Source organism: Bradyrhizobium sp. Pa8, assembly GCF_052588265.1.
The window spans coordinates 9,140,884-9,163,028 of sequence record NZ_CP176767.1; the positions used below are offsets into that span (position 1 = coordinate 9,140,884).

23 protein-coding genes and 1 other RNA gene are annotated in these 22,145 nt (G+C 65.4%); 14 read left to right on the forward strand and 10 right to left on the reverse strand.

Annotation, left to right across the window (positions count from 1 at the left end):
- Positions 1-100 precede the first annotated feature (100 nt).
- Complete coding sequence (locus ACKWRH_RS43425) at positions 101-1,600, reverse strand: ATP-binding protein (RefSeq protein ID WP_094183985.1); 1,500 nt, start codon at positions 1,598-1,600, stop codon at positions 101-103.
- 362 nt (positions 1,601-1,962) lie between these two features.
- Here ACKWRH_RS43425 and rpmH point away from each other — a divergent pair, with 362 nt between their 5' ends.
- From rpmH to dapE, 11 genes are all read left to right on the forward strand, one after another.
- Entirely contained in the window at positions 1,963-2,097 is a 135-nt protein-coding gene (rpmH, locus tag ACKWRH_RS43430) for a 50S ribosomal protein L34 (RefSeq protein WP_008542748.1), read from the forward strand.
- A gap of 28 nt (positions 2,098-2,125) precedes the next feature.
- A complete protein-coding gene (gene rnpA, locus ACKWRH_RS43435; protein ID WP_445218550.1) occupies positions 2,126-2,542 on the forward strand; it encodes a ribonuclease P protein component in 417 nt (138 codons plus the stop codon).
- Between the two features lie 16 nt (positions 2,543-2,558).
- The gene (yidC, locus tag ACKWRH_RS43440) at positions 2,559-4,400 is read left to right on the forward strand and encodes a membrane protein insertase YidC (protein WP_445218551.1); all 1,842 of its coding nucleotides are present in this window, start codon (positions 2,559-2,561) and stop codon (positions 4,398-4,400) included.
- Between the two features lie 141 nt (positions 4,401-4,541).
- Positions 4,542-5,195 (forward strand): ribosome biogenesis GTP-binding protein YihA/YsxC, encoded by a 654-nt coding sequence (gene yihA, locus ACKWRH_RS43445; protein ID WP_445218552.1) that lies wholly within the window; start codon positions 4,542-4,544, stop codon positions 5,193-5,195.
- A complete protein-coding gene (locus ACKWRH_RS43450; RefSeq protein ID WP_445218553.1) occupies positions 5,192-5,560 on the forward strand; it encodes a DUF423 domain-containing protein in 369 nt (122 codons plus the stop codon). Before yihA ends, ACKWRH_RS43450 begins: the two co-directional genes overlap by 4 nt.
- A gap of 250 nt (positions 5,561-5,810) precedes the next feature.
- Positions 5,811-6,698 (forward strand): acetylglutamate kinase, encoded by an 888-nt coding sequence (argB, locus tag ACKWRH_RS43455; protein WP_011090823.1) that lies wholly within the window; start codon positions 5,811-5,813, stop codon positions 6,696-6,698.
- Positions 6,699-6,853: 155 nt separating this feature from the next.
- Complete coding sequence (locus tag ACKWRH_RS43460) at positions 6,854-7,840, forward strand: DUF1036 domain-containing protein (RefSeq protein WP_445222581.1); 987 nt, start codon at positions 6,854-6,856, stop codon at positions 7,838-7,840.
- A 14-nt stretch (positions 7,841-7,854) separates the two neighbouring features.
- Positions 7,855-8,547, forward strand: a complete 693-nt coding sequence (locus tag ACKWRH_RS43465; RefSeq protein WP_445218554.1) for a pyrimidine 5'-nucleotidase — start codon at positions 7,855-7,857, stop codon at positions 8,545-8,547.
- Positions 8,548-8,671: 124 nt separating this feature from the next.
- Positions 8,672-9,517 carry a 2,3,4,5-tetrahydropyridine-2,6-dicarboxylate N-succinyltransferase gene (gene dapD / locus ACKWRH_RS43470; RefSeq protein ID WP_445218555.1) on the forward strand — a complete coding sequence of 282 codons (846 nt, stop codon included), beginning with the start codon at positions 8,672-8,674 and terminating at the stop codon, positions 9,515-9,517.
- A 129-nt stretch (positions 9,518-9,646) separates the two neighbouring features.
- Entirely contained in the window at positions 9,647-10,303 is a 657-nt protein-coding gene (locus ACKWRH_RS43475) for a DUF805 domain-containing protein (RefSeq protein ID WP_445218556.1), read from the forward strand.
- Positions 10,300-11,466, forward strand: a complete 1,167-nt coding sequence (gene dapE, locus ACKWRH_RS43480) for a succinyl-diaminopimelate desuccinylase (protein ID WP_445218557.1) — start codon at positions 10,300-10,302, stop codon at positions 11,464-11,466. The genes ACKWRH_RS43475 and dapE overlap by 4 nt, the downstream gene beginning before the upstream one ends.
- A 181-nt stretch (positions 11,467-11,647) precedes the next feature.
- Here the strand turns inward: dapE and truA are convergent, their stop codons facing one another.
- The 3 genes from truA to def all read right to left on the reverse strand — a co-directional run bounded on the left by truA (position 11,648) and on the right by def (position 14,131).
- Positions 11,648-12,385 (reverse strand): tRNA pseudouridine(38-40) synthase TruA, encoded by a 738-nt coding sequence (gene truA / locus ACKWRH_RS43485; protein ID WP_445222582.1) that lies wholly within the window; start codon positions 12,383-12,385, stop codon positions 11,648-11,650.
- A 119-nt stretch (positions 12,386-12,504) separates the two neighbouring features.
- Complete coding sequence (fmt, locus tag ACKWRH_RS43490) at positions 12,505-13,440, reverse strand: methionyl-tRNA formyltransferase (RefSeq protein ID WP_445218558.1); 936 nt, start codon at positions 13,438-13,440, stop codon at positions 12,505-12,507.
- Between the two features lie 166 nt (positions 13,441-13,606).
- On the reverse strand, positions 13,607-14,131 hold the full coding sequence (def, locus tag ACKWRH_RS43495; RefSeq protein WP_445218559.1) for a peptide deformylase: 525 nt from the start codon (positions 14,129-14,131) through the stop codon (positions 13,607-13,609).
- Between the two features lie 171 nt (positions 14,132-14,302).
- Between def and ACKWRH_RS43500 the strand changes: the two genes are divergently transcribed.
- The 3 genes from ACKWRH_RS43500 (at position 14,303) to ACKWRH_RS43510 (ending at position 17,345) form a co-directional block, all read left to right on the forward strand.
- Entirely contained in the window at positions 14,303-15,502 is a 1,200-nt protein-coding gene (locus ACKWRH_RS43500; RefSeq protein WP_085398512.1) for a DNA recombination protein RmuC, read from the forward strand.
- A gap of 62 nt (positions 15,503-15,564) precedes the next feature.
- Positions 15,565-15,867 (forward strand): GIY-YIG nuclease family protein, encoded by a 303-nt coding sequence (locus tag ACKWRH_RS43505; RefSeq protein WP_212100199.1) that lies wholly within the window; start codon positions 15,565-15,567, stop codon positions 15,865-15,867.
- Between the two features lie 113 nt (positions 15,868-15,980).
- Positions 15,981-17,345, forward strand: a complete 1,365-nt coding sequence (locus tag ACKWRH_RS43510; protein ID WP_445218560.1) for an AmpG family muropeptide MFS transporter — start codon at positions 15,981-15,983, stop codon at positions 17,343-17,345.
- 143 nt (positions 17,346-17,488) lie between these two features.
- On the opposite strand, the gene ACKWRH_RS43515 is transcribed toward ACKWRH_RS43510, so the two are convergent.
- From ACKWRH_RS43515 to ACKWRH_RS43540, 6 genes are all read right to left on the reverse strand, one after another.
- Positions 17,489-17,926: a hypothetical protein gene (locus tag ACKWRH_RS43515; RefSeq protein ID WP_445218561.1), complete on the reverse strand. Its 438-nt coding sequence runs from the start codon at positions 17,924-17,926 to the stop codon at positions 17,489-17,491.
- Between the two features lie 26 nt (positions 17,927-17,952).
- Positions 17,953-18,555 carry a recombination mediator RecR gene (gene recR, locus ACKWRH_RS43520; RefSeq protein WP_445218562.1) on the reverse strand — a complete coding sequence of 201 codons (603 nt, stop codon included), beginning with the start codon at positions 18,553-18,555 and terminating at the stop codon, positions 17,953-17,955.
- Position 18,556: 1 nt separating this feature from the next.
- Positions 18,557-18,877: a YbaB/EbfC family nucleoid-associated protein gene (locus tag ACKWRH_RS43525; protein ID WP_028148995.1), complete on the reverse strand. Its 321-nt coding sequence runs from the start codon at positions 18,875-18,877 to the stop codon at positions 18,557-18,559.
- A gap of 123 nt (positions 18,878-19,000) precedes the next feature.
- Positions 19,001-20,821 carry a DNA polymerase III subunit gamma/tau gene (locus ACKWRH_RS43530; RefSeq protein ID WP_445218563.1) on the reverse strand — a complete coding sequence of 607 codons (1,821 nt, stop codon included), beginning with the start codon at positions 20,819-20,821 and terminating at the stop codon, positions 19,001-19,003.
- A gap of 94 nt (positions 20,822-20,915) precedes the next feature.
- An RNA gene (ffs, locus tag ACKWRH_RS43535) (signal recognition particle sRNA small type) lies at positions 20,916-21,012 on the reverse strand.
- 106 nt (positions 21,013-21,118) lie between these two features.
- Positions 21,119-22,120: a GlxA family transcriptional regulator gene (locus tag ACKWRH_RS43540; RefSeq protein WP_445218564.1), complete on the reverse strand. Its 1,002-nt coding sequence runs from the start codon at positions 22,118-22,120 to the stop codon at positions 21,119-21,121.
- Between the last annotated feature and the right edge of the window lie 25 nt (positions 22,121-22,145).

Genomic DNA, 22,145 nt, shown 5'->3' on the forward strand with positions numbered 1-22,145 from the left:
GTTATGGATTCCGGGCTCGCGCTATGCGCGCCCCGGAATGACGGGAGATAGTGGGTGCGGAGCCCCCGGAAATGACGTTCACAGCTCGGCCTCTGGCCGACTACGCCCTCTGCCGCTCGTTGCGGATGGAGAGGAGTTCCACGGGGCGGTCGGGGATGACGATCCGGAAGGTGGCGCCGATAGTGCCCTCGACCAGATGGATCTCGCCGCCATGGGCGCGGACCAGCTCGGCGGCGATCGCCAGGCCAAGCCCGCTGCCGCCGGGGCGGCCGGAGGTCTGGAACGCCTCGAACAGATGGTCCCGGGTCTTCTGGGGGACGCCGGGGCCGGTGTCGGAGACCTCCAGGATGGCGACAGCACCCTCGCGCTTTCCGGTGATCCGGATCTGCTGGGCGCCGCCGTCGCCCGACGAATGGCTTTCCAGCGCCTGGGCGGCGTTGCGGACGAGGTTGAGCAGCACGCGGAAGAGCTGATCGGGATCGGCATCGACCGCGAGCCCGCGCTCGATCGCGGCGACCCAGGCGATCGAGGCGTCGCTGGCGAGGCCCGCGGTCTCGCGCACCTCCAGCACCACGGGCTCGATCATGATCATGCGGCGGTCGGGCGCCGCTTCCTGGGCGCGGCCGTAGGACAGCGTCGACTGGCAGAAGGCGATGGCGCGCTCGAGCGAGCGCACCAGCTTCGGCGCAAAACGCTGCACCCGCGGATCCGGCACGCTGGCGAGCTGGTCGGACAGAAGCTGGGCCGACGCGAGCAGATTGCGCAGATCGTGGTTGATCTTGGAGACGGCGAGGCCGAGGGCGGCGAGCCGGCTTTTCTGATGCAGCATCGACATCAGATCGCGCTGCATGTCCGACAATTCGCGCTCGGCGACGCCTATTTCATCGCTGCGCTGGCTCGGCACGATGATCCGCGCCGAGCTTTCGGGGTTTTCGTGGAAGCCGACTAGGCTCGCGGTCAGCCGCCGCATCGGGCGCACGAAGAGATAATGCAGCACGAGATAGACGAGACCCGCAGTCAGCACCGCGATGATCAGCGCGACCACCACGACGTTGCGGGAGAAGCGATACATCTGCTGCCGCAGCGGCAGCTCGTCGGTCACGATCTCGATGAACTGGGCGTTGCCGACGCCGGGCCCGACGATGCGGATGGCCTGGTTGCCGGTCTCCAGCATCATCCGGAACGAGCCGGTGATCGCCTCCCACACCGTCATGTCGCGCAGGTCGATGTCATGCTCGATGGCGGTGGGAAGGTTGTCGCTGGCGAGCAGCCGTCGCTGCTGCCCCATCTTGATGGCGACGGCACGCGCATTGATGCTTTTCAGAATCTCGCGCGACAGCGACTCGGGGACCATGCCGAGCGGGGCGGCGTCGAGCACCAGCGCGGCGGTGTTGGCCGCCGCGACGCGGTCATTGAGCCGGTTGACCCAGAAGTTGGCGATGGCGGGCACGTAGAGCAGGACGGCGGCGATCATCACCAGGGGGACGGTGAGCAGCAGCAGCTTGCCGGACAGGCCGAGCCCGCTGGGCCCACGCGGCCGCATCGCCGGCTGGCCCGGCTGATCCGTATCATGGACCGGCTGGAGGTCTGTCGCTGCCACGAAGTTCGCCCTTGTTGGCTTTGTAATAGAGCCTGGCTGATGAAGGATGCGACCCGGCCGGGGGCCGGTCAAATTACGGATCGCTAATCTCTCAAGGTGGGATGTAAGCTCTGATATCGCGAGTCGCCACCTCTAGGGTTAAAAACCCCGCACAAACAGCGATATTCACCGGAATAGCGCGCTCTTGCGACGTTGACGAAAAGAAGACGCTCCCTTATAAGCCGCGCAAATTGTCCGCGATGACCCGGTGCGCACGCCGGGAGCGGCTCTCTTGGGGCCGAAAAGGGCCCGTTTTGGGCCGCATCTTCCGGGCATTATCATCAATTCTACAGGCAAATTGCCCGGTCAGCGGAGAAAAACCCGTGAAGCGGACTTATCAACCCAGCAAACTGGTGCGCAAGCGCCGTCACGGCTTCCGTGCCCGTCTCGCCACTGCCGGCGGCCGCAAGGTTCTCGCCGCCCGCCGCGCCCGCGGCCGCAAGCGTCTGAGCGCCTGAGCCGGACCCCCATTTTTGGGATTTCATCATGGATCGGCTGAGGCAGCGGGCGGATTTCCTCGCCGTTGCCAATGGCGCGCGGGCGAATAGTCCCGCGTTCGTCCTGCAAAGCCGCCGCCGCGACGACAGCGGCCCGATCCGGATCGGCTTCACCGTTACCAAAAAGAACGGCAACGCCCCCCAGCGCAATCGCATCCGGCGCCGGCTTCGCGAATTGGTGAAGCGGCTCGATCCGGTGTCGATGCAGCCCCATCATGATTATGTACTGGTCGGCCGAAGGGACGCGCTCTCGCGCGACTTCGCCACCATGCTCGACGATCTGCGCATAGCGTTCACGAAGCCTGCGCGGCATACGCACAAGGGACGCGGCCCAAGAACTGACGGCTCAAGAACCGACGGCTCAAGGCCCGCCCCCGCTCCTGCGACCAGCCGCAAACCGAATTGATGACGAGACAATAGTGATGACCGACAATCGCAATACCATCCTCGCCGTCATTCTGTCGGGCCTCGTCCTGATCGCCTGGCAATATTTCTACAATGTGCCGGCGATGGAGAAGCAGCGCGCCCAGCAGCAGGCGCAGGCCGAGCTCCAGAAGAACACGCCGCAGCCGACGGCCTCCGCAACGCCGGGCGCCGCGCCGCAGCCCGGCAGCGCGGCTCAGCCGTCAACACCGTCCGCGAACCAGGCCCAGCCGGTCGTTGCGCGCGAGACCGCGATTGCCGCCAGCCCGCGCGTGAAGATCGACACGCCGCGAATTGCCGGCAGCATCTCGCTGAAGGGCGGCCGCATCGACGACATTGCGCTGGTGCAATACCGCGAAACGGTCGACCCGAAGTCGCCGCCGATCGTGCTCTATTCGCCATCGGGCACGGCTGAACCCTACTACGCCGAGTTCGGCTGGGTGCCGGCGACGGGCGTGACGGCCAAGCTGCCGGACGCCCAGACCCTGTGGCAGCAGGACGGCAGCGGCAGCCTGACGCCGACGACGCCGGTGGTGCTGAAGTGGGACAATGGCGAGGGCCTCACCTTCCGCCGCACCATCGCGGTCGACGACCATTATCTCTTCACGCTCAAGGACGAGGTGAGCAATGTCGGCAACGCGCCCGTCACGCTCTATCCGTTCGCGCTGATCTCGCGCCACGGCACGCCGCAGGTCTCCGGCTATTACATCCTGCATGAAGGCCTGATCGGCTATCTCGATGGCTTGCAGGAATACGCCTACAAGAAGATCGATGAAGCCAAGGCGGTGAACTTCAAGGCCACCAATGGCTGGCTCGGCATCACCGACAAGTACTGGGCCTCGGCGCTGCTGCCGGACACCAGTGCGCAGCTCCAGGCGCGTTTCTCGTCGAACCCGGTCGGCAACGTCCACACCTACCAGACCGATTATCTGCTCGACCCCGTCACCGTCGCGATCGGCGGCACCGCGACCGCGAACGCGCGGCTGTTCGCCGGCGCCAAGGAAGCCGGCGTCGTCGGCGTGTTCCCGTTCGCCGGCCTCGGCGGCTACAACAAGGAGCTCGGCCTCAACCATTTCGATCTGTTGATCGACTGGGGTTGGTTCTACTTCATCACCAAGCCGATGTTCCTCGGCCTCGACTTCTTCTACCGTTTCTTCGGCAATTTCGGCATCTCGATCCTGCTCGTCACCGTGATCGTCAAGCTGCTGTTCTTCCCGCTGGCCAACAAGTCCTACGCCTCGATGGCGAAGATGAAGTCGGTCCAGCCGCAGCTTCAGGCGCTGAAGGAGCGCTTTCCCGACGACAAGGTGAAGCAGCAGCAGGAGATGATGGAGATCTACCGCAAGGAGAAGATCAATCCGGTCGCCGGCTGTCTTCCCGTGGTGATCCAGATCCCGGTGTTCTTCTCGCTGTACAAAGTGCTGTTCGTCACCATCGAGATGCGGCACGCGCCGTTCTTCGGCTGGATCAAGGATCTCTCCGCGCCCGATCCGACCAACCTCTTCACCCTGTTCGGCCTGATCCCGTTCGATCCGACGACGATCCCGGTGTTCGGCCACTACCTCGCGCTCGGCATCTGGCCGATCATCATGGGCATCACGATGTGGTTCCAGATGAAGCTGAACCCGACGCCGCCGGATCCGACCCAGCAGCTGATCTTCAACTGGATGCCGCTGATCTTCACCTTCATGCTGGCGGGCTTCCCGGCGGGTCTCGTGATCTACTGGGCCTGGAACAACACGCTCTCGGTGCTCCAGCAGAGCTTCATCATGCGCCGCAACGGCGTGAAGGTGGAGCTGTTCGACAATCTCAAGGCGACGTTCGCGAAGAAGGCGACGTAGCCGTCCGACACCGCCAGGCAAACTGCCTCCACATCGTCATGCCCGGGCTTGTCCCGGGCATCCACGTTTAGGAGGGTGCCCGGCGGACAGACGTGGATGGCCGGGACAAGCCCGGCCATGACGAGAGGATGGACCGCTCGCATGAACGACAAGACCGACGAGCGACTGATCGAGACCGGGCGAAAGCTGTTCACCCGCGACTGGCAGTTCATCTGGGCCTCGCCCTCGATTGCGACGCTGCCGCCGATGGATGGGCTGGAGATCGCCTTTGCCGGCCGCTCCAATGTCGGCAAGTCCAGCCTGATCAACGCGCTGACCGGCCGCAACGCACTTGCGCGCACCTCGCATACGCCGGGTCGCACCCAGGAACTGATCTTCTTCGAGGTCCCCGGCAAGAAGGACCTGCGCCTCGTCGACATGCCCGGCTATGGCTACGCCAAGGCGCCGAAGACGCAAGTCGCGTCCTGGACCGAATTGATCCACAAATTCCTGCTGGGGCGCGCCTCACTCGCACGCGTCTACGTGCTGATCGACGCGCGGCATGGCCTCAAGGACGTCGATCTCGAAATCCTGGGGACGCTCGACCGTTCCGCGGTGAGCTACCAGATCGTGCTGACCAAGGCCGACCAGGTGAAGGCGTCCGAGCTTCAGTCCCGCATCGCCGAGACCGAGGCCGCGCTGGCAAAACATCCGGCGGCGTTTCCGAACGTGCTCGCGACCTCGTCACGGAGCTCGACCGGCATGGCTGAACTGCGCGCCGCGATGGCGAAGCTGCTGGAAGAGCGAACCTCGTGACACTTGCATTCCGCCTGCTGATCGGGCTTGCCGGTTTGATGGGCGCCGCCGGCGTCGGACTGGCCGCCGCCTCCGCCCACGGCGCCGACGCCAGCCGGCTCGCCTCCGCCAGCGCCATGCTGTTGTTTCATGCAACTGCCATACTCGCGGGCGTCGCCCTGCTCGCGCGCGGCCTTCTGCACGGCGGAATTGGCCTCATCGCGGCGTTCGGCTTCGTGATCGGCGCCGCGCTGTTCGCGGGCGATCTCACGTTGCGGCAATATGCGGGGCACTCGCTGTTTCCGTATGCCGCGCCGACGGGTGGGACGGTGATGATCCTGAGCTGGCTGGCGGTGACGCTCGCGGCGGCGGCGGCGCGGAAGTGACGCTCCATCTTACCCTCCCCTGGAGGGGGAGGGTCGGCTCATATTGAGCGCAGCGAAATGTGAGCCGGGGTGGGGTGATTTCACCACTCGGGCACTGCTCATCGCGGAGAGACCGTCACCCCACCCAGCTCGCGCTTCGCACGATCGACCCTCCCCCTCCAGGGGAGGGTAAGAGGCAACACCCACTTTGCGCCGCGCCCGCCAATCGGATAGAACGCGCACCGACAGTCCCGCCAGCGAGATCCGCCTCATGACCGACATCTCCCCGCTCGACCAGGCCCGCATCCTGTCCGAAGCGCTGCCGCACATGCAGCAGTATGACGAGGAAACCATCGTCATCAAATATGGCGGCCATGCCATGGGCGACGAGGAGACCGCGAAGAACTTTGCCCGCGACATCGTGCTGCTCGAGCAGACCGCGATCAACCCGGTGGTGGTGCATGGCGGCGGACCGCAGATCGCCACCATGCTCAAGCGCCTCGGCATCCAGTCGGAGTTCGCGGCAGGCCTGCGCATCACCGATGCCGCGACCATCGAGATCGTCGAGATGGTGCTGGCCGGCTCCGTCAACAAGCAGATCGTCGGCTACATCAACGAAGCCGGCGGCAAGGCCGTGGGACTGTCGGGCAAGGACGCCAACATGGTGAAGGCGTCGAAGACGACGCGCACCATCGTCGATCCGGGTTCGAACATCGAGAAGGCGATCGATCTCGGCTTCGTCGGCGACCCCGAGAAGGTCGACCTCACGCTGCTCAACCAGCTGATCGGCTACGAGCTGATCCCGGTGCTGGCGCCGCTCGCGACCTCCAAGGAAGGCCAGACGCTCAACGTCAACGCCGACACCTTTGCCGGTGCGGTCGCCGGCGCACTGAAGGCGAAGCGCCTGCTGTTGCTCACCGACGTGCCGGGCGTGCTCGACAAGTCGAAGAAGCTGATTCCGCAGCTTTCGGTGAAGGACGCGCGAAAGCTGATCGCCGACGGCACCATTTCCGGCGGCATGATTCCGAAGGTCGAGACCTGCATCTACGCGCTCGAACAGGGCGTGGAGGGCGTCGTCATCATCGACGGCAAGATGCAGCACGCCGTGCTGCTCGAGCTATTCACCAACCAGGGCACGGGAACGCTGATCCACAAGTGAGGAAGAGCGGGCCAAGGAAAGCCGTCATGGCCGGGCTTGTCCCGGCCATCTACGACCTTTCGTCTCGCGCCAAGAACGTGGATGCCCGGCACGAGGCCGGGCATGACGAGCGGAGAGCTCGGCGACCGCGCCGCTCAGCTCTCACACGCTTCCTGATGACGCTGCCCGCGGCAGCCGCCTCGTTCTTCTTCTCCTCCGCGCCCGCCTTGGCCGACCTGAAAATCTGCAACCGCATGTCCTATGTCGTCGAGGCCGCGATCGGCATCGACGACAAGGCGGCGACCGCGACGCGCGGCTGGTTCAGGATCGATCCCGCCACCTGCCGCGTCGTGGTGCAGGGCACGCTGACCGCCGACCGCATCCTGCTCAACGCCCGCGCGCTCGGCGTCTACGGCGCCTCGCCGATCCCGCAGAACGGCAGCGACATGCTGTGCGTGGCGCAGGACAATTTCGTCATCGCGGCTGCGCGGCAATGCCGCAGCGGCCAGACCCAGGCCGCGTTCACCCAGATCACGCCGACGCAAGCCGCGGACGGCAATTTCACGGCCTATCTTGCCGAGGATTCCGAATATGACGACGAGCAGGCCCGCCTCGCCGGCATCCAGCGGCTGCTGGTGATCGCGGGCTACGACGCAGCGCCGATCGACGGCGTCGACGGGCCGAAGACGCAAGCAGCACTTGCCGCCTTCCTGAAGAGCCGCGGACTGGCGGCGGACATCATGTCGTCGCCGAACTTCTTCAAGACCATGGTCGATGCGGTGCAGACCCCGTCTGCCACAGGCCTCACCTGGTGCAACGACACGCCGCACAAGGTGATGGCGGCGGTCGCCACCGACGACGGCAAGTCCGTGACGAGCCGCGGCTGGTATCGCATCGATCCCAAGACGTGCCTGCACCCCGATGTGACCGGGCAGCCCAAGCAGATCTTCAGCTTCGCGGAAGCCATCGACGTCGACAACCGCGTCATCAAGCTGAAGGACAAGCCGCTGAACTGGGGCGGCGACAAGCAGCTCTGCACGCGCGAAACCAAGTTCGAGACCAACGAGCAGGCCGATTGCGGCGCGCGCGGATTCGCGGCGACGGGTTTTGGCGTGGTGGACATGTCGAGCGGCGGCAAGACGCTGCGCTTTGCGATGCCGTGATTGAGAGATTTTTGATGAATCAACCCCGCACCTTTGCCCATGTCGACACCTGGGTGTTCGACCTCGACAACACGCTCTACCCGCACCACGTCAATCTGTGGCAGCAGGTCGACGCGCGGATCGGCGAGTTCGTCTGCAGCTGGCTGAACGTCGGGCCGGAGGAAGCGCGCAAGATCCAGAAGGATTATTATCAGCGCTTCGGCACCACCATGCGCGGCATGATGACCCTGCACGGCGTGCGCGCCGACGACTATCTCGCCTACGTCCACAAGATCGACCACTCGCCGCTAGAGCCGAACCCGGCGCTCGGCGAAGCCATCGCAAAACTGTCGGGACGAAAGCTGATCCTGACCAACGGCTCGGTGGACCATGTCGATGCCGTGCTGGCGCGGCTCGGCCTGGCAACGCATTTCGACGGCGTGTTCGACATCATCGCCGCCGGGTTCGAGCCGAAGCCGTCGCCGCAGACCTATCAAAAATTCCTCGCCGACCATGCGGTCGATCCGACCAAAGCCGCGATGTTCGAGGACCTCGCCCGCAACCTCACCGTCCCGCACGCGCTCGGCATGACCACCGTGCTGGTGGTGCCTGACGGCACCAAGGAAGTAGTGCGGGAGGACTGGGAGCTGGAGGGCCGGGACGCCGCCCATGTCGACCACGTCACGGATGATCTGGCGGGGTTTTTGGGCAAGCTGTCGCCCAAATAACCGCCGTCGTCCCGGGGCGCGAAGCGAGCCCGGGACGACGGCGGAGTATGCCTTGACTCCTCCCCGCCAAATCCCGAAAAAGCCTCCCAATCCACCAAAATTCCGTTCCCTAGAGGAAATCCCGATGTCCCTGTCCGCCCTCGAATCCACCATCAACAGCGCCTTCGACGCGCGTGACGGCATCTCGACCTCGACCAAGGGCGAGGTGCGCGAGGCCGTGGACCAGGCGCTGGATATCCTGGACAAGGGCGAGGCGCGCGTCGCCGAGCGCGGGGCCGATGGCAAGTGGAAGGTCAATCAGTGGCTGAAGAAGGCCGTGCTGCTGTCCTTCCGCCTCAACGACATGGGCGTCATTCCCGGCGGTTCCGGCAAGGCGACCTGGTGGGACAAGGTGCCCTCGAAGTTCGAAGGCTGGGGCGAGAACCGTTTTCGCGACGCCGGTTTTCGCGCGGTGCCCGGCTCGGTCGTCCGCCGCTCGGCCTTCATCGCCAAGAACGTCGTGCTGATGCCGTCCTTCGTCAATCTCGGCGCCTATGTCGATGAGAGCACCATGGTCGACACCTGGGCCACCGTCGGCTCCTGCGCGCAGATCGGCAAGCGCGTGCACATCTCCGGCGGCGCCGGCATCGGCGGCGTGCTCGAGCCGCTCCAGGCCGAGCCCGTGATCATCGAGGACGACTGCTTCATCGGCGCGCGCAGCGAGGTCGCCGAAGGCGTGATCGTGCGCAAGGGCGCGGTGCTGGCGATGGGCGTGTTCCTGGGCGCTTCGACCAAGATCGTCGACCGCGAGACCGGCGAGATCTTCATGGGCGAAGTGCCGGAATATTCGGTGGTGGTGCCCGGCGCCCTGCCCGGCAAGCCGATGAAGAACGGCCACATCGGCCCGAGCACGGCCTGCGCCGTGATCGTCAAGCGCGTCGACGAGCGTACGCGCTCGAAGACCAGCATCAACGAGCTGCTGCGGGACTGATTGGATTCTCTCTTCACCTCCCCCCGCAAGCGGGGCGAGGTGAAAGAGCCCCTTGCGGCGCCAATCGAACCCACCCTCCCTCCATCGCGACCAATCACCGGACGGCCTCCGCTGCCCGGAACCTTCGCCATGGACTGGACCTGGTACCTCTTTCGCTTCGACGGCCGCATCAACCGCGCTTTGCTGTGGCAGGCGTTGCTGATCATCGCGCTGCTGGCGGCGTTGCTGGGGATCGTCGACCAGGCCATCAGCATCCCTGACGGGACCAAATCCGTCGCGTTCAAATTCAAAGTCGACTTCGATTTCGACTTTGGCCTCGACGGCCTCCTTGGGATCATCGGCCCGCGAAGCCATCGCCCGCTGTCATCCACCGAGCGCGTGAGTCTGATCCTGAGAATTCTCGGCGCGTTGCTGTTCCTGTGGATCTCCCTTGCGACCGCGATCAAGCGGCTGCATGACCGCGACCGACGCGGCTGGTGGATCATCCCCTTCGCCTTCATCCCCAACCTGCTGTTTCATTTCTCGGATCTGCTGCCCGACGCTGGCTGGTTCGTGCCGTTCGACTGGGCAATCCACGCGCTGTGGCTGTGGGGCCTCGTCGAAATGTTCATTGTGCCCGGCACGTCGGGCGACAACCGCTTCGGTCCCGATCCACTTGCCCAGGACGACGACGAGAGCCTCGCAGCCGCTTCGCCTGCGAAAGGCTGGGACCAGCAGAGCGAGATCGAAATTGTCCCGCCCAGCGCTAGCCCACCCGGCGGCATGCATGTTAAGCGGGGCGCATGACCGATGCTCTCTCGATTGCCCGCGATCTCATCCGCTGCCCCTCGGTAACTCCGGCCGACGCCGGTGCGTTGGGGGTGCTTGAGAAAGCCCTCAACGCCGCCGGCTTCACCTGCCACCGCGTGACCTTCAGCGAAGCAGGCACAGCCGACGTCGACAATCTCTATGCGCGGATCGGCAGCGAAGGGCCGCACATCACCTTCGCCGGCCACACCGACGTGGTGCCGCCCGGCGACGAGAGCGCATGGAGCGTCGGCGCGTTCTCGGGCGAGGTCCGGGGCGGCTTTCTGCACGGCCGCGGCGCGGTCGACATGAAGGGCGGCATCGCCTGCTCGGTGGCAGCCGTGCTCGAGCATCTCGCCGCGAATGGCGGCACGCCGCGGGCCGATGGAAAGGGCTCGATCTCGTTCCTGATCACGGGCGACGAGGAAGACGTTTCCATCAACGGCACCATCAAGTTGCTGAAATGGGCCGCGGAGCGCCGCGAAAAGTTCGACCATTGCGTGCTCGGTGAGCCCTCCAACGTCGAGACGCTCGGCGACACCATCAAGGTCGGCCGCCGCGGCTCGCAATCCGGCACGCTGTATGTCGACGGCGTGCAGGGCCATGTCGCCTATCCGCATCGCGCGGCCAATCCGGTGCCTGATATTTCGCGGCTGATCGTGGCGATCAGTGACGAGCCGCTCGATCATGGCAGCGCGCAATTCCAGGCCTCCAATCTCGAATTCACCTCGGTGGACGTCGGCAACAAGGCCAACAATGTCATCCCCGGCGAGGCCCGCGCAAAATTCAACATCCGCTACAATGACAACCACACCCAGGCGAGCCTGCGCGAGCTGGTCGAGACGCGCCTGACGAAAGCCTGCGGCAACCGCATCAAGGCTCGCATCGTCTGGGAGCCGTCGAACTCGAATGTGTTCGTGACCAAGCCCGGCCCGTTCACCGACCTCGCGGTGTCGGCGATCGAAGAGGTGACGGGGCGCAAGCCGGAGCTGTCGACCTCGGGCGGCACCTCGGATGCGCGCTTCATCTCGAGCTACTGCCCGGTGATCGAATTCGGCCTGGTCGGCCAGACCATGCACCAGGTCGACGAGCGTGTGCCGGTGGCGGATTTGGAGAGATTGACGAAGGTGTATCGGGGGATACTGACGCGGTATTTTGGGTAGGGCGTTGCCGCCTTACACTCCGTCGTCGCCTCCTACTCCGCTGTCATCGCCCGGCTTGACCGGGCGATCCAGTATTCCAGAGACGGCAGTGATTGAGCCGAGAGGCCGCGGCGTACTGGATGCCCCGGTCAAGCCGGGGCATGACACCGATGATGGAGTGGGAGCGTTCGTGTCTCCCTCCTCAATAATCCACCTTCATCAGATACAGCCCGTCAGGCGGCGCGACGATGCCGCAGGCCGCGCGGTTGCGGGCTGCGAGCGCTGCGGTGAGATCGTCTGCGGTCCAGCGGCCCTCGCCGACCCAGACCAGCGATCCCACCATCGAGCGCACCTGGCTGTGCAGGAACGAGCGCGCCGAGGTGAGAATCGTGATCTCGCGGCCGTCGCGGTGCACGTCGAGCTGGTCGAGCGTCTTCTCCGGCGACTTGGCCTGGCACTCGGTGTCGCGAAACGTCGTGAAGTCGTGCTTGCCGAGCATGCGTTGTGCCGCCGCATGCATCGCATCGGCATCGAGCCGGCGCGGCACGCGCCAGGCGTGGCCGACATCGAGCGCGAGATTGGCGCGGGTGTTGACCACGCGGTAGCGGTAGTGCCGCTTCACGGCCGAGAAGCGTGCCTCGAAGGTGTCAGGGACGATCTCGGCCTCTAACACCGCCACCGGATGCGGGCGCAGATGCGCGTTCAGCCCGTCGCGAAAACGGCCCGGCGGAAACTGCTTGTCGATGTCGACATGCGCGACCTGGCCCCGCGCATGCACGCCGGCATCGGTCCGGCCCGCACCGTGCACGCGTAGATCCGCGCCGGTCATCGCCTTCACCGCCGCCTCTAACGCGCCCTGCACGGAAGGCAGCGTGTCCTGCACCTGCCAGCCGAAGAACGGCGCGCCGTCATATTCGATGGTGAGCTTGTAGCGGGGCATCTCAATCCGGGTCATGTCATCGCCCGGCTTGACCGGGCGATCCAGTACTCCGAGACATCTCTGTTCAGCCGAGAAGCCTCGGCGTACTGGATACCCCGCCTTCGCGGGGTATGACAGTGCTACGTGAATTTGGCTCCCGGCTTCAATGGCACACCACGCAAAAAGTCCGTGGCCTGCATCCGCGCCTTGCCTTCGCGCTGGAGCTCGAGGATGCGGATCGCGCCCTCGCTGCAGGCAATCGTGAGCTGGTCGTCGAGCACCTCGCCGGGTGCGCCGGAGCCCTTCGCCAGCTCGCAGCGCAGGATTTTTACGCGTGCATTTTCGCTGACGCCGTCAAGCTCGGCCCAGGCGCCGGGAAACGGCGACAGGCCATGGATGTGGCGCAGCACGGCGCGCGCCGGCCTGGTCCAGTCGATCCGGGCTTCGGCCTTGTCGATCTTGGCGGCGTAGGTGACGCCATCCTCGCTCTGCTTCTTGAGCTGGAGCCCGCCGCGGGCGAGTGCGGCCATCGCGCGCACCATCAGATCGGCACCGAGCCGGGAGAGACGGTCATGCAGATCGACCGCGGTCATGTTGTCCGTGATCGCGAGACGCTCGGCCATGGCGACGTCGCCGGTGTCGAGGCCGACATCCATCTTCATCACCATGACGCCGCTCTCGGCATCGCCTTCCATGATCGCGCGGTTGATCGGCGCGGCGCCGCGCCAGCGCGGCAGCAGCGAGGCGTGCAGATTGTAGCAGCCGAGCTTCGGCGCATCGAGGATCGTCTGCGGCAGGATCATGCCGTAGGCGACGACGACAGCGGCATCCGCGTCAAAGGCGCGAAACTCGTCGAGCGCTTCGGGCGTCTTCAGCGACTTCGGCGTCAGCACGGGCACGCCGAGCTTTCGCGCGGCCTCTTCGACCGGGGTCTGCTGCAATTGCAGGCCGCGCCGCCCGCCGGGCTTTGGCGCGCGGGTATAGACCGCCGCGATCTCGTGGCCGTGCGAGACCAGCTCGAGCAGCGTCGGCACGGAGAAATCGGGCGTGCCCATGAAGATGAGGCGGAGGGGCATGTGGCGAGACAATCCTCGGAAACGAGCAAGGTACTCGTCATGGCCGGGCTTGTCCCGGCCATCCACGTTCTTCCTGCTCACGGCGGCAAAGAACGTGGATGCCCGACACGTTAGCTTGAAGACGCGCTCCGCGCTTTCGGCCGGGCATGACAGCGAAGTTGGGAGCTTACTCCGCGCGCTTGGCGGCTTTCTCGAACTTCTTCATCACGCGGTCGCGCTTGAGTTTTGACAGATAGTCGACGAACAGCACGCCGTTAAGATGGTCGATCTCGTGCTGGATGCAGGTGGCGTAGAGGCCTTCGGCATCCTCTTCGTGCAGCTTGCCGTCGAGGTCGGTGAAGCGCACGCGCACCTTGGCGGGACGTTCGACCTCCTCGTAATATTCGGGAATCGACAGGCAGCCTTCCTCGTAGACCGACAGGTCCTCGGAGGACGCGATGATTTCAGGATTGATGAAGACACGCGGCTCCGGCTTGGTCTCGCCGTCCGGGTCAGGTTTGGCGAGATCCATGGTGATCAGCCGCAAGGGCTGCGCGATCTGGATCGCGGCGAGCCCGATGCCGGGCGCGTCGTACATGGTCTCGAACATGTCGTCGGCAAGCTTGCGGATCTCAGCCGTGACCTTCTCGATCGGCTTCGAGACCAGACGCAGCTGCTTGTCGGGCAGGATGATGATTTCTCTGAGGGCCATGGCCGCGATTTAAGCTGCATGCCGGATGCGGTCAATGCGGCGAGGAACTCCGTTAACCCTCCGCTAACCATAAAACTTCAGGTTTCGTTAACCATAAAAATTAGGGGGCTGTTAACCATAAGTGTTCGCTATTCGTTCGCGGAGAGTGTCGAATCGGCTACAAGGACCGCCATGAACGAGATCATTTTCCTGGCTGGCGACTGGCCGGTCCGCACCATCGATGCGCTGATCGGCTTCGGCGCCCTCGTCGTCATCCTGCTGGTGGTGATTGCGGTGGTGATCGCGCGCTCGGGACGGCGCGGCGCGGAACTCGCCATGGCCAATGCCATCCGCGCGGACGAGCTCGAGGAGCGCCTCAGCCAGGTGCTGCACGCCCAGAGTGAAGCTGCCGGCCGAGCCGACGCGATGACCCAGGCGCTGGCCGGCCGCCAGGCCGACATGGCGCGCGCGGTCAACGAGCGGCTGGATTCGGTGACCCATCGGGTCGGCCAGTCCATGGAACACTCGACCCGCAACACCATGGAGAGCCTGCGCGCCCTGCACGAGCGGCTCGGCATCATCGACAACGCGCACAAGAACCTCACCGACCTCACCACGCAGGTGACGACCCTGCGCGACGTGCTCGCCAACAAGCAGTCGCGCGGCGCCTTCGGCCAGGCGCGGATGGAGGCGATCGTCCAGGACGGGCTTCCAAAAGGCGCCTACGAGTTCCAGTTCACGCTCTCGACGGGGAAGCGGCCGGACTGCGTGGTGTTCCTGCCCGACCAGCGGCCGCTCTGCATCGACGCAAAATTTCCGCTGGAGGCGATGACCGCGCTGCACGACGCCCGCACCGACGAGGAGAAGCGCATCGCCACGCAGCGGCTGCGCGGCGACGTGATGAAGCATGTCAGCGACATCGCCGACAAATATCTCGTCGCCGGCGAGACCCAGGAGATGGCGCTGATGTTCGTGCCGTCGGAATCGGTCTATGCCGAGATCCATGACGGTTTCGACGACGTGATCCAGAAGGCCTATCGCGCCCGCGTCGTGCTGGTGTCGCCGTCGCTGCTGATGCTCGCGATCCAGGTGATGCAGCAGATCATGAAGGACGCGCGCATGCGCGACGCCGCCGACCAGATCCGCACCGAGGTGATCAAGCTCGGCGACGATTTGGGACGCTTGCGCGACCGCGTGCTGAAATTGCAGAAGCATTTTGCCGACGCGAACGAGGACGTGCGGCAGGTGCTGATCTCCGCCGACAAGATCGAGAAGCGCGCCGGGAGAATCGAGGAGCTCGATTTCAGCAAGACCGATGCGCCGGAGGGGCCGCATCTGGTGGCAACCGGTGCCGCGGAGCTGTTCCCGAGGAAGCTCCAGGCGGGGGAGTGAGTTTTGAGGCACACTGTCGTCGCCCGGCTTGACCGGGCGACCCAGTATCCCAGAGACGGCAGATGGGCGCACGTTGCTACTACGTGTACATCCTAGCCAGCAAGATTGGTGGCACGCTCTACATTGGCGTGACAAATGACCTCATCCGCCGCGTAGCCGAACACAAATTGCAGTTGGTCGAGAGCTTCACGAAGGACTACGGCGTCGTGAAGCTAGTTTATTTCGAGCAGTTCGATGACCCCGAGAATGCGATAAAACGGGAGAAACGACTTAAGAAGTGGAAGCGCGACTGGAAGATCGCGCTGATCGAGAAAGACAATCCGGATTGGAACGATCTCTATTCGGGGATCGCGGGTCCTCCCTGACTCCGGCCTCTGGAATACTGGGTCGCCCGGTCAAGCCGGGCGACGACACCTCCTTTGTGGCCGGCAGGAACGACACCTCACTTGTGGCAGCCAGAATCTGCTAACACCTCCCCATGACCGCACCCGACGCGACCTCCCCTGCCAGCCCCGACACGGCCCCTACCTCCTGGCGCGACGGCCTGGCCGTGTACCTGCAACCGCGGGTGCTGATCGTGCTGTTCCTCGGCTTCTCGTCCGGGCTGCCGCTGGCGCTGTCGGGCTCGACGCTCCTGGTGTGGATGCGCGAGGCCGGGGTCGACCTCAAGACCATCGGGCTGTTTGCGCTGGTCGGCACGCCCTACACGCTGAAATTCCTGTGGGCGCCGCTGGTGGATGCGCTGCATGTGCCGCTGTTCACGCGCGCGTTCGGACGGCGGCGCGGCTGGCTGCTGTTCTCGCAGCTATTGCTGATCATCGCGATCCTGCTGCTGGCGCTGACCGATCCCGCGCGCTCGCCGTTCTACGTCGCGCTCGGCGCGCTGCTGGTCGCGACCACCTCCTCGACGCAGGACATCGTGGTCGACGCCTTCCGCGTCGAGAGCCTGCCGGAAAGCGAGCAGGCCGCCGGAATGGCTTCCTACGTCGCGGCCTATCGCATCGGCATGCTGGTCTCGACCGCGGGCGCGCTGTTCATCGTATCCGGCTTCGAGGGCGCCGGCATTCCGCGCGCGTCGGCCTGGATGTGGGGCTATGTGGTGATGGCGGCGATGGTGCTGATCGGCACGATCACCGCGCTGGCCGCGACCGAGCCCGAGCAATCGGTGCGGGCGGAAGCCGCGACACAAACCGAGACGGCGTTCGCGCGCGTGCTGCACGCGGCGATCGGGGCCTTCTCGGAATTCCTGTCGCGCAAGGACGCGCTCGCCGCGCTCGCCTTCGTCGTGCTGTTCAAGTTCACCGATGCCTTCTCCGGCACGATGACCGCGCCGTTCGTGATCGACCTCGGCTTTTCCCGCAACGACTATGCGGCGATCGTGAAGGGCGTCGGCCTCGCGGCAACGCTGATCGGCGGCTTTGCCGGCGGCTTCCTCGCGCGGCGCTATTCGCTGGCGACCAGCCTGTGGATCGGCGGTGTGGTGCAGGCGCTCGCCAACCTCTCCTTCTCCTGGCTGGCCTTCGTCGGCACCAGCCAATGGGCGCTGGCCTTTGCCATCACGTGCGAGAACTTCACCAGCGCCATCGGCACCGTGATCTTCGTCGCCTATCTTTCCGCGCTGTGCCAGAATCCGCTGCACACGGCGACGCAGTATGCACTGCTCACCGCGCTCGCCGCGGTCGGGCGCACATATCTGTCAGCGAGTGCGGGCTTCGTGGCGGACACGACCGGCTGGCCGCTGTTCTTCGTGATCTGCGTGCTGGTGGCGATCCCGAGCCTTGTGCTGCTGGCCTGGCTGCAGAAGCGCGGGCATTTCGAGACGCTCGGGCCGGTGAGGGTGTAAACTCGGCACGCGCCAAGCCCGCGATGCCGTAGGGTGGGCAAAGCGAAGCGTGCCCACCACCTGAATCGTCGCTGGGAGAATGGTGGGCACGGCGCTTTGCGCCTTTGCCCACCCTACGGTAGCTCGGCTGGAGCCGCGCCCCCCTACTGCTTCCTGATCAAGCTCCACTTCGTGATCACGGCTTCGCTCATCTGGCCAGGATCGCTGGCGCAGGCGACTTCATCGACCTTGACCGAGATCTCCTTGCCGACGAACGATTTCAGCTGCGTGGTCTGTGCGTCGCTGGAGGTGACGAGCTGGAACGTCTCAGGGCCGGTCTCGAGATTGCACAGCCCGTTCGGCGCCGGCAGGCGGCGCGGCTCCGAGGTGATCTGGTACATCGCAATCCGCTTGCCGGCGTTCTTGACGTCGCGCACCTTCATTGCGTTCAATTCGCCCGAGAGCACCTCGCCGGCATTGATCGGCTTGCCGGGCTTGGGCGGCGGCGGCGCCCCGTCGTCCTGCTGCGCTGAGATGGCCGGGGTCGCCAGCAGCATCATCGTCGCGACCAAAGCCGATCGTGTGGCGAAAAGTTTCGTCATGTCGTCCGTTCCGTAAGTCTGGATGGCTAGAACAGGGTCCGCTGCCGCATCGCGGCCGATAGCGTACCTTCGTCGAGATAATCAAGCTCGCCACCGACCGGCACACCATGGGCCAGCCGGGTTACTTTTACGTTGGCGTCCTGAAGCAGGTCGGTGATGTAGTGCGCCGTGGTCTGGCCGTCGACCGTCGCGTTCAGCGCCAGAATGATTTCGTGCACCTCGGCAGCATGCGCGCGCGCCACCAGCGTGTCGATGGTGAGATCCTGCGGGCCGACACCGTCGAGCGGCGACAATGTCGCGCCCAGCACGTGATAGCGCCCCTGGGTGGCATTGGCCCGCTCAAGCGCCCAGAGGTCGGCGACATCGGCGACGACGACGATGATGGCGCCATCGCGCTTCGGATCGGTGCAGACCGTGCAGGGATTTTGCGTGTCGATGTTGCCGCAGGTCTTGCAGACCTGGACCTTGTCGAGCGCGACCTGCAGGGCCGAAGACAGCGGCATCATCAGCGCTTCGCGCTTCTTGATCAGATGCAGCGCCGCACGCCGCGCGGAGCGCGGACCGAGGCCCGGCAGCCGTGCGAGGAGCTGGACCAGCCGCTCGATTTCGGGACCTGCAACCGAACCCATCTTATTGGCCGAACATACCCGGCGGCAGGCTGAGCCCGCCCGTGAGCGCCTGCATCTTCTCCTGCACGGCCGTCTCGGCCTTGCGGCGGGCATCGCCGAGGGCGGTGACGAGCAGGTCCTCGAGCACCTCGCGCTCTTCCGGCTTCATCAGCGAGGGATCGATCTTGATGCCCTTCACGTCCATCTTCGCGGTCATGCGCACGGCGACGAGACCGCCGCCGGAGATGCCTTCGACCTCGACGTTGGAGAGCTGATCCTGCATCTCCTGCATCTTGGATTGCAGCTGCTGCGCCTGCTTCATCATGCCGAAAATATCGACCATCGGTGCTGTCCTTGGTTGGCGCGATGACTCGTCATCGCGCCTTAACTTTTGGTTTGAGCATGATCTAATCGGAAAACCGCTTCACGCTTTGCGCTACGCGGCCCTTCGGGTCCGGATCATGCTCTAGAGATCGTCGCCGTCGGAACCATCGGGCGGATCGTCACTACCATAGTCCGCATTCATATTGGTTTCCGGCGCCTCAGGGGCAAGCCTGCGGACCTCGACGACCTTCGCACCGGGAAAACGCGACAGCACCTCCTGCACGCGCGGATCGGCTTCGGCGGAGCGCGCATGTTCCTGCTTCGCCGCGTGGTTCACCGAACGCAGCGTCGGCTGGCCCTGCTCGTTGGAGACGATCACGGTCCAGCGCCGGCCGGTCCAGAGCTCGAATTTTCGCGCGAGCTCGGAGATCATGGTCTTGGAGGCGTTGGGCTCGAGCGCGACTTCCAGCCGGCCCTCCTCGAAACGGACGAGGCGCATGTCGCCTTCGAGCGCGGCCTTGGTCATGAGATCGCGCTTCTGCCCGGCGACCGCGACGAGCTGGGTGAAGCTCGTGATGCGCAGCTGGGGCGCGGCTCCTTGCGGATCCGGCGCGGGCGCCGCCATCTGCGGCCGGGCGGCGCCGCCGCCGAACGCGGACGGTGACGACGTCGGCGCGCGCATCGGCGCAGCCGAGGCCACCGGCGCACCCGGCGCGCCGCTGCGCGCGGCACTTCCGCCGCCCACGACCGGCGAGCCGCCGCCGTTCTGCTCCAGCATCTTGATCGCTTCGTCCGGCGTCGGCAGGTCGGCGACATAGGCGATGCGCACCAGCACCATCTCGGCAGCCGCTGCGGGGCGCGTCGCGGCCTGCACCTCGGTGATGCCCTTGAGCAGCATCTGCCACATCCGCGACAGCACGCGCATCGAGATCTTCGAGGCGAAGTCCCGCGCGCGCACGCGCTCGGTCTCGCCATAGGCGACGTTGTCGGCGGTCGCCGGCACGATCTTCACGCGGGTGACGAAATTGACGAACTCGGCGAGGTCCGACAGTACGACGATCGGATCGGCGCCGACATCATACTGGTCGCGGAACTCCTTGAAAGCGGCAGCGATGTCGCCGCGCGCCAGCGAATCGAACAGGTCGATGACGCGGGTGCGGTCGGCGAGCCCCAGCATCTGCCTGACCGCATCCGCCTTGACCGTGCCTGCCGCGTGCGCGATCGCCTGGTCGAGCAGCGACAGAGAGTCGCGCACCGAGCCTTCCGCGGCGCGCGCGATGATGCCGAGCGCCTCGGGCTCGATCTCGACGTTCTCCTTCGCCGCGATATTGGCGAGGTGCTTCATCAGCACGTCGGCCTCGACCCGGCGCAGGTCGAAGCGCTGGCAGCGCGACAGCACGGTGACCGGAACCTTGCGGATCTCGGTGGTCGCGAACACGAACTTGGCGTGCTCCGGCGGTTCCTCCAGCGTCTTCAGGAAGGCGTTGAACGCCGCCGTCGACAGCATGTGGACTTCGTCGATGATGTAGACCTTGTAGCGGGCGCTGGCCGGCGCGTAGCGCACGCTGTCATTGATCTGGCGGACGTCGTCGACGCCGGTATGCGAGGCCGCGTCCATCTCCAGCACGTCCATGTGCCGGCTTTCCATGATCGCCTGGCAATGCACGCCCAGCGTCGGCATGTGGATGGTCGGGCCCTTCACCGATCCATCCGGCATCTCGTAGTTGAGCGCACGGGCCAGAATACGCGCGGTGGTGGTCTTGCCGACGCCGCGGACGCCGGTGAGGATCCAAGCCTGCGGAATGCGCCCGGTCTCGAACGCGTTCGAGACGGTGCGGACCACGGCCTCCTGGCCGATCAGGTCGTCAAAGCTGGAGGGCCGGTATTTGCGCGCCAGCACCCGGTAGGGCGTGCTGGCCTGGCCGGCGCTGTCGGGGTTGGGAGGGGCGCCAGCGTCGGTCATCGGTCGATCCGCAATGGAATGTCTTTCGCCCGGCTTTTGCGGAAAGGAGCGCGCTGGCGGGAGGCCCGCCGGCGCAATTCGCTCGGAAAAACAGGTAGGAGACTGACGAGCGACCCGATCCGGACCTCGTTAGGGCTGCTTCCTTCCGGACCTGACCCGGTTGGCGAGTGGCTCGTCCACCGCCAATCTCCCGGTCCCTATTTGGGGCCAAAAGGTCGGGAAAGCAAGCGGGTATCCGTGGGTCCCGCACACCCCGCTGGACGGCCCCCTCCGACCCTTTTGGACGCGGAAGCCGGCTCAGTGTTGGCGAGCTGGAACCTCCGTGATTCGCGCAAACCGCTTGCGATACTCGGCGGGCGTCACGCCGACGTGACGATTGAACGCGCGACGCAGCGTATCGGCATCGGCGAATCCACAATGGAGCGCGACCTGCTTCGGGGCTTCATTGACAAACTCGAGCAGCCGCCTCGCCGCATTGACGCGGGCTTCCTCGACCCAGGTCGCAGGCGTGACTCCGACTTCGGCGCGGAACAGCCGTGCAAAGTGCCTCGGGCTGAGCTCCATGCGCGTCGCCAGGCTGGCAACGCTGTGGTCGAGCGAGGGGTTGGCGGCGACCCAGCGCTGCAGCTCCTGCAGCGCGGCGCGGCCGGCGGGAACAGCCTCGCCCTTGCGGGTGAACTGCATCTGCCCACCCGGACGCTTGAAGAACATCACGAGCTGGCTTGCGACCCTCATGGCCGTATCGCGGCCGAGATCTTCCTCGACCAGTGCCAGCGCGAGGTCGAGCCCTGCGGTCACGCCGGCAGCCGTGCGGAGCTTTCCGTCGGTGACGTAGATGGCATCCTTGTCCACGGTGACCGACGGGAATTTGCTCGCCAGCATGTCCGCGACCGCCCAATGCGTCGTGACCCGCCTGCCATCGAGGAGACCGGCGGCGGCAAGGAAGAAGGCCCCGCTGCACACCGAGCCGAATCTGCGGGTCCGCGAAGCCCGCCGCCGCAGCCAGTCGATCACGCCCCCGTCCGCCGGGACTTCGACCGCGTTCGGGCATCCCGCCACCAGCAAGGTGTCGATCGGCTCCTGGAAGTCGCGGTCGACGATTCGGTCGGGCATCAGCCGGACGCCTGAGGAACTGCAGATCGGCCCCGGCTCCGCGCCCGCCACGAACAGCGCATAGGCCGGATAGCCGGCCTGGACGTTTGCTTCGGCGAACACGTCGAGCGGCCCGGCGACATCGAGCAGCTGCACCCCTGGCAGCGCCACGATCACAACCGTCCTTGGTTTCGGCTTTGCGCCCATGTCCGCCTCGATCCGAATTTGTCCG

Excerpts from the sequence above, each read along its gene's own strand:
- rnpA (WP_445218550.1), top strand. The coding sequence starts at position 2,126 with ATGGATCGGCTGAGGCAGCGGGCGGATTTCCTCGCCGTTGCCAATGGC.
- yidC (WP_445218551.1), top strand. The coding sequence starts at position 2,559 with ATGACCGACAATCGCAATACCATCCTCGCCGTCATTCTGTCGGGCCTC.
- yihA (WP_445218552.1), top strand. The coding sequence starts at position 4,542 with ATGAACGACAAGACCGACGAGCGACTGATCGAGACCGGGCGAAAGCTG.
- argB (WP_011090823.1), top strand. The coding sequence starts at position 5,811 with ATGACCGACATCTCCCCGCTCGACCAGGCCCGCATCCTGTCCGAAGCG.
- ACKWRH_RS43460 (WP_445222581.1), top strand. The coding sequence starts at position 6,854 with ATGACGCTGCCCGCGGCAGCCGCCTCGTTCTTCTTCTCCTCCGCGCCC.
- ACKWRH_RS43465 (WP_445218554.1), top strand. The coding sequence starts at position 7,855 with ATGAATCAACCCCGCACCTTTGCCCATGTCGACACCTGGGTGTTCGAC.
- dapD (WP_445218555.1), top strand. The coding sequence starts at position 8,672 with ATGTCCCTGTCCGCCCTCGAATCCACCATCAACAGCGCCTTCGACGCG.
- ACKWRH_RS43475 (WP_445218556.1), top strand. The coding sequence starts at position 9,647 with ATGGACTGGACCTGGTACCTCTTTCGCTTCGACGGCCGCATCAACCGC.
- dapE (WP_445218557.1), top strand. The coding sequence starts at position 10,300 with ATGACCGATGCTCTCTCGATTGCCCGCGATCTCATCCGCTGCCCCTCG.
- truA (WP_445222582.1), bottom strand. The coding sequence starts at position 12,385 with ATGCCCCGCTACAAGCTCACCATCGAATATGACGGCGCGCCGTTCTTC.
- fmt (WP_445218558.1), bottom strand. The coding sequence starts at position 13,440 with ATGCCCCTCCGCCTCATCTTCATGGGCACGCCCGATTTCTCCGTGCCG.
- def (WP_445218559.1), bottom strand. The coding sequence starts at position 14,131 with ATGGCCCTCAGAGAAATCATCATCCTGCCCGACAAGCAGCTGCGTCTG.
- ACKWRH_RS43500 (WP_085398512.1), top strand. The coding sequence starts at position 14,303 with ATGAACGAGATCATTTTCCTGGCTGGCGACTGGCCGGTCCGCACCATC.
- ACKWRH_RS43505 (WP_212100199.1), top strand. The coding sequence starts at position 15,565 with ATGGGCGCACGTTGCTACTACGTGTACATCCTAGCCAGCAAGATTGGT.
- ACKWRH_RS43510 (WP_445218560.1), top strand. The coding sequence starts at position 15,981 with ATGACCGCACCCGACGCGACCTCCCCTGCCAGCCCCGACACGGCCCCT.
- ACKWRH_RS43515 (WP_445218561.1), bottom strand. The coding sequence starts at position 17,926 with ATGACGAAACTTTTCGCCACACGATCGGCTTTGGTCGCGACGATGATG.
- recR (WP_445218562.1), bottom strand. The coding sequence starts at position 18,555 with ATGGGTTCGGTTGCAGGTCCCGAAATCGAGCGGCTGGTCCAGCTCCTC.
- ACKWRH_RS43525 (WP_028148995.1), bottom strand. The coding sequence starts at position 18,877 with ATGGTCGATATTTTCGGCATGATGAAGCAGGCGCAGCAGCTGCAATCC.
- ACKWRH_RS43530 (WP_445218563.1), bottom strand. The coding sequence starts at position 20,821 with ATGACCGACGCTGGCGCCCCTCCCAACCCCGACAGCGCCGGCCAGGCC.
- ACKWRH_RS43540 (WP_445218564.1), bottom strand. The coding sequence starts at position 22,120 with ATGGGCGCAAAGCCGAAACCAAGGACGGTTGTGATCGTGGCGCTGCCA.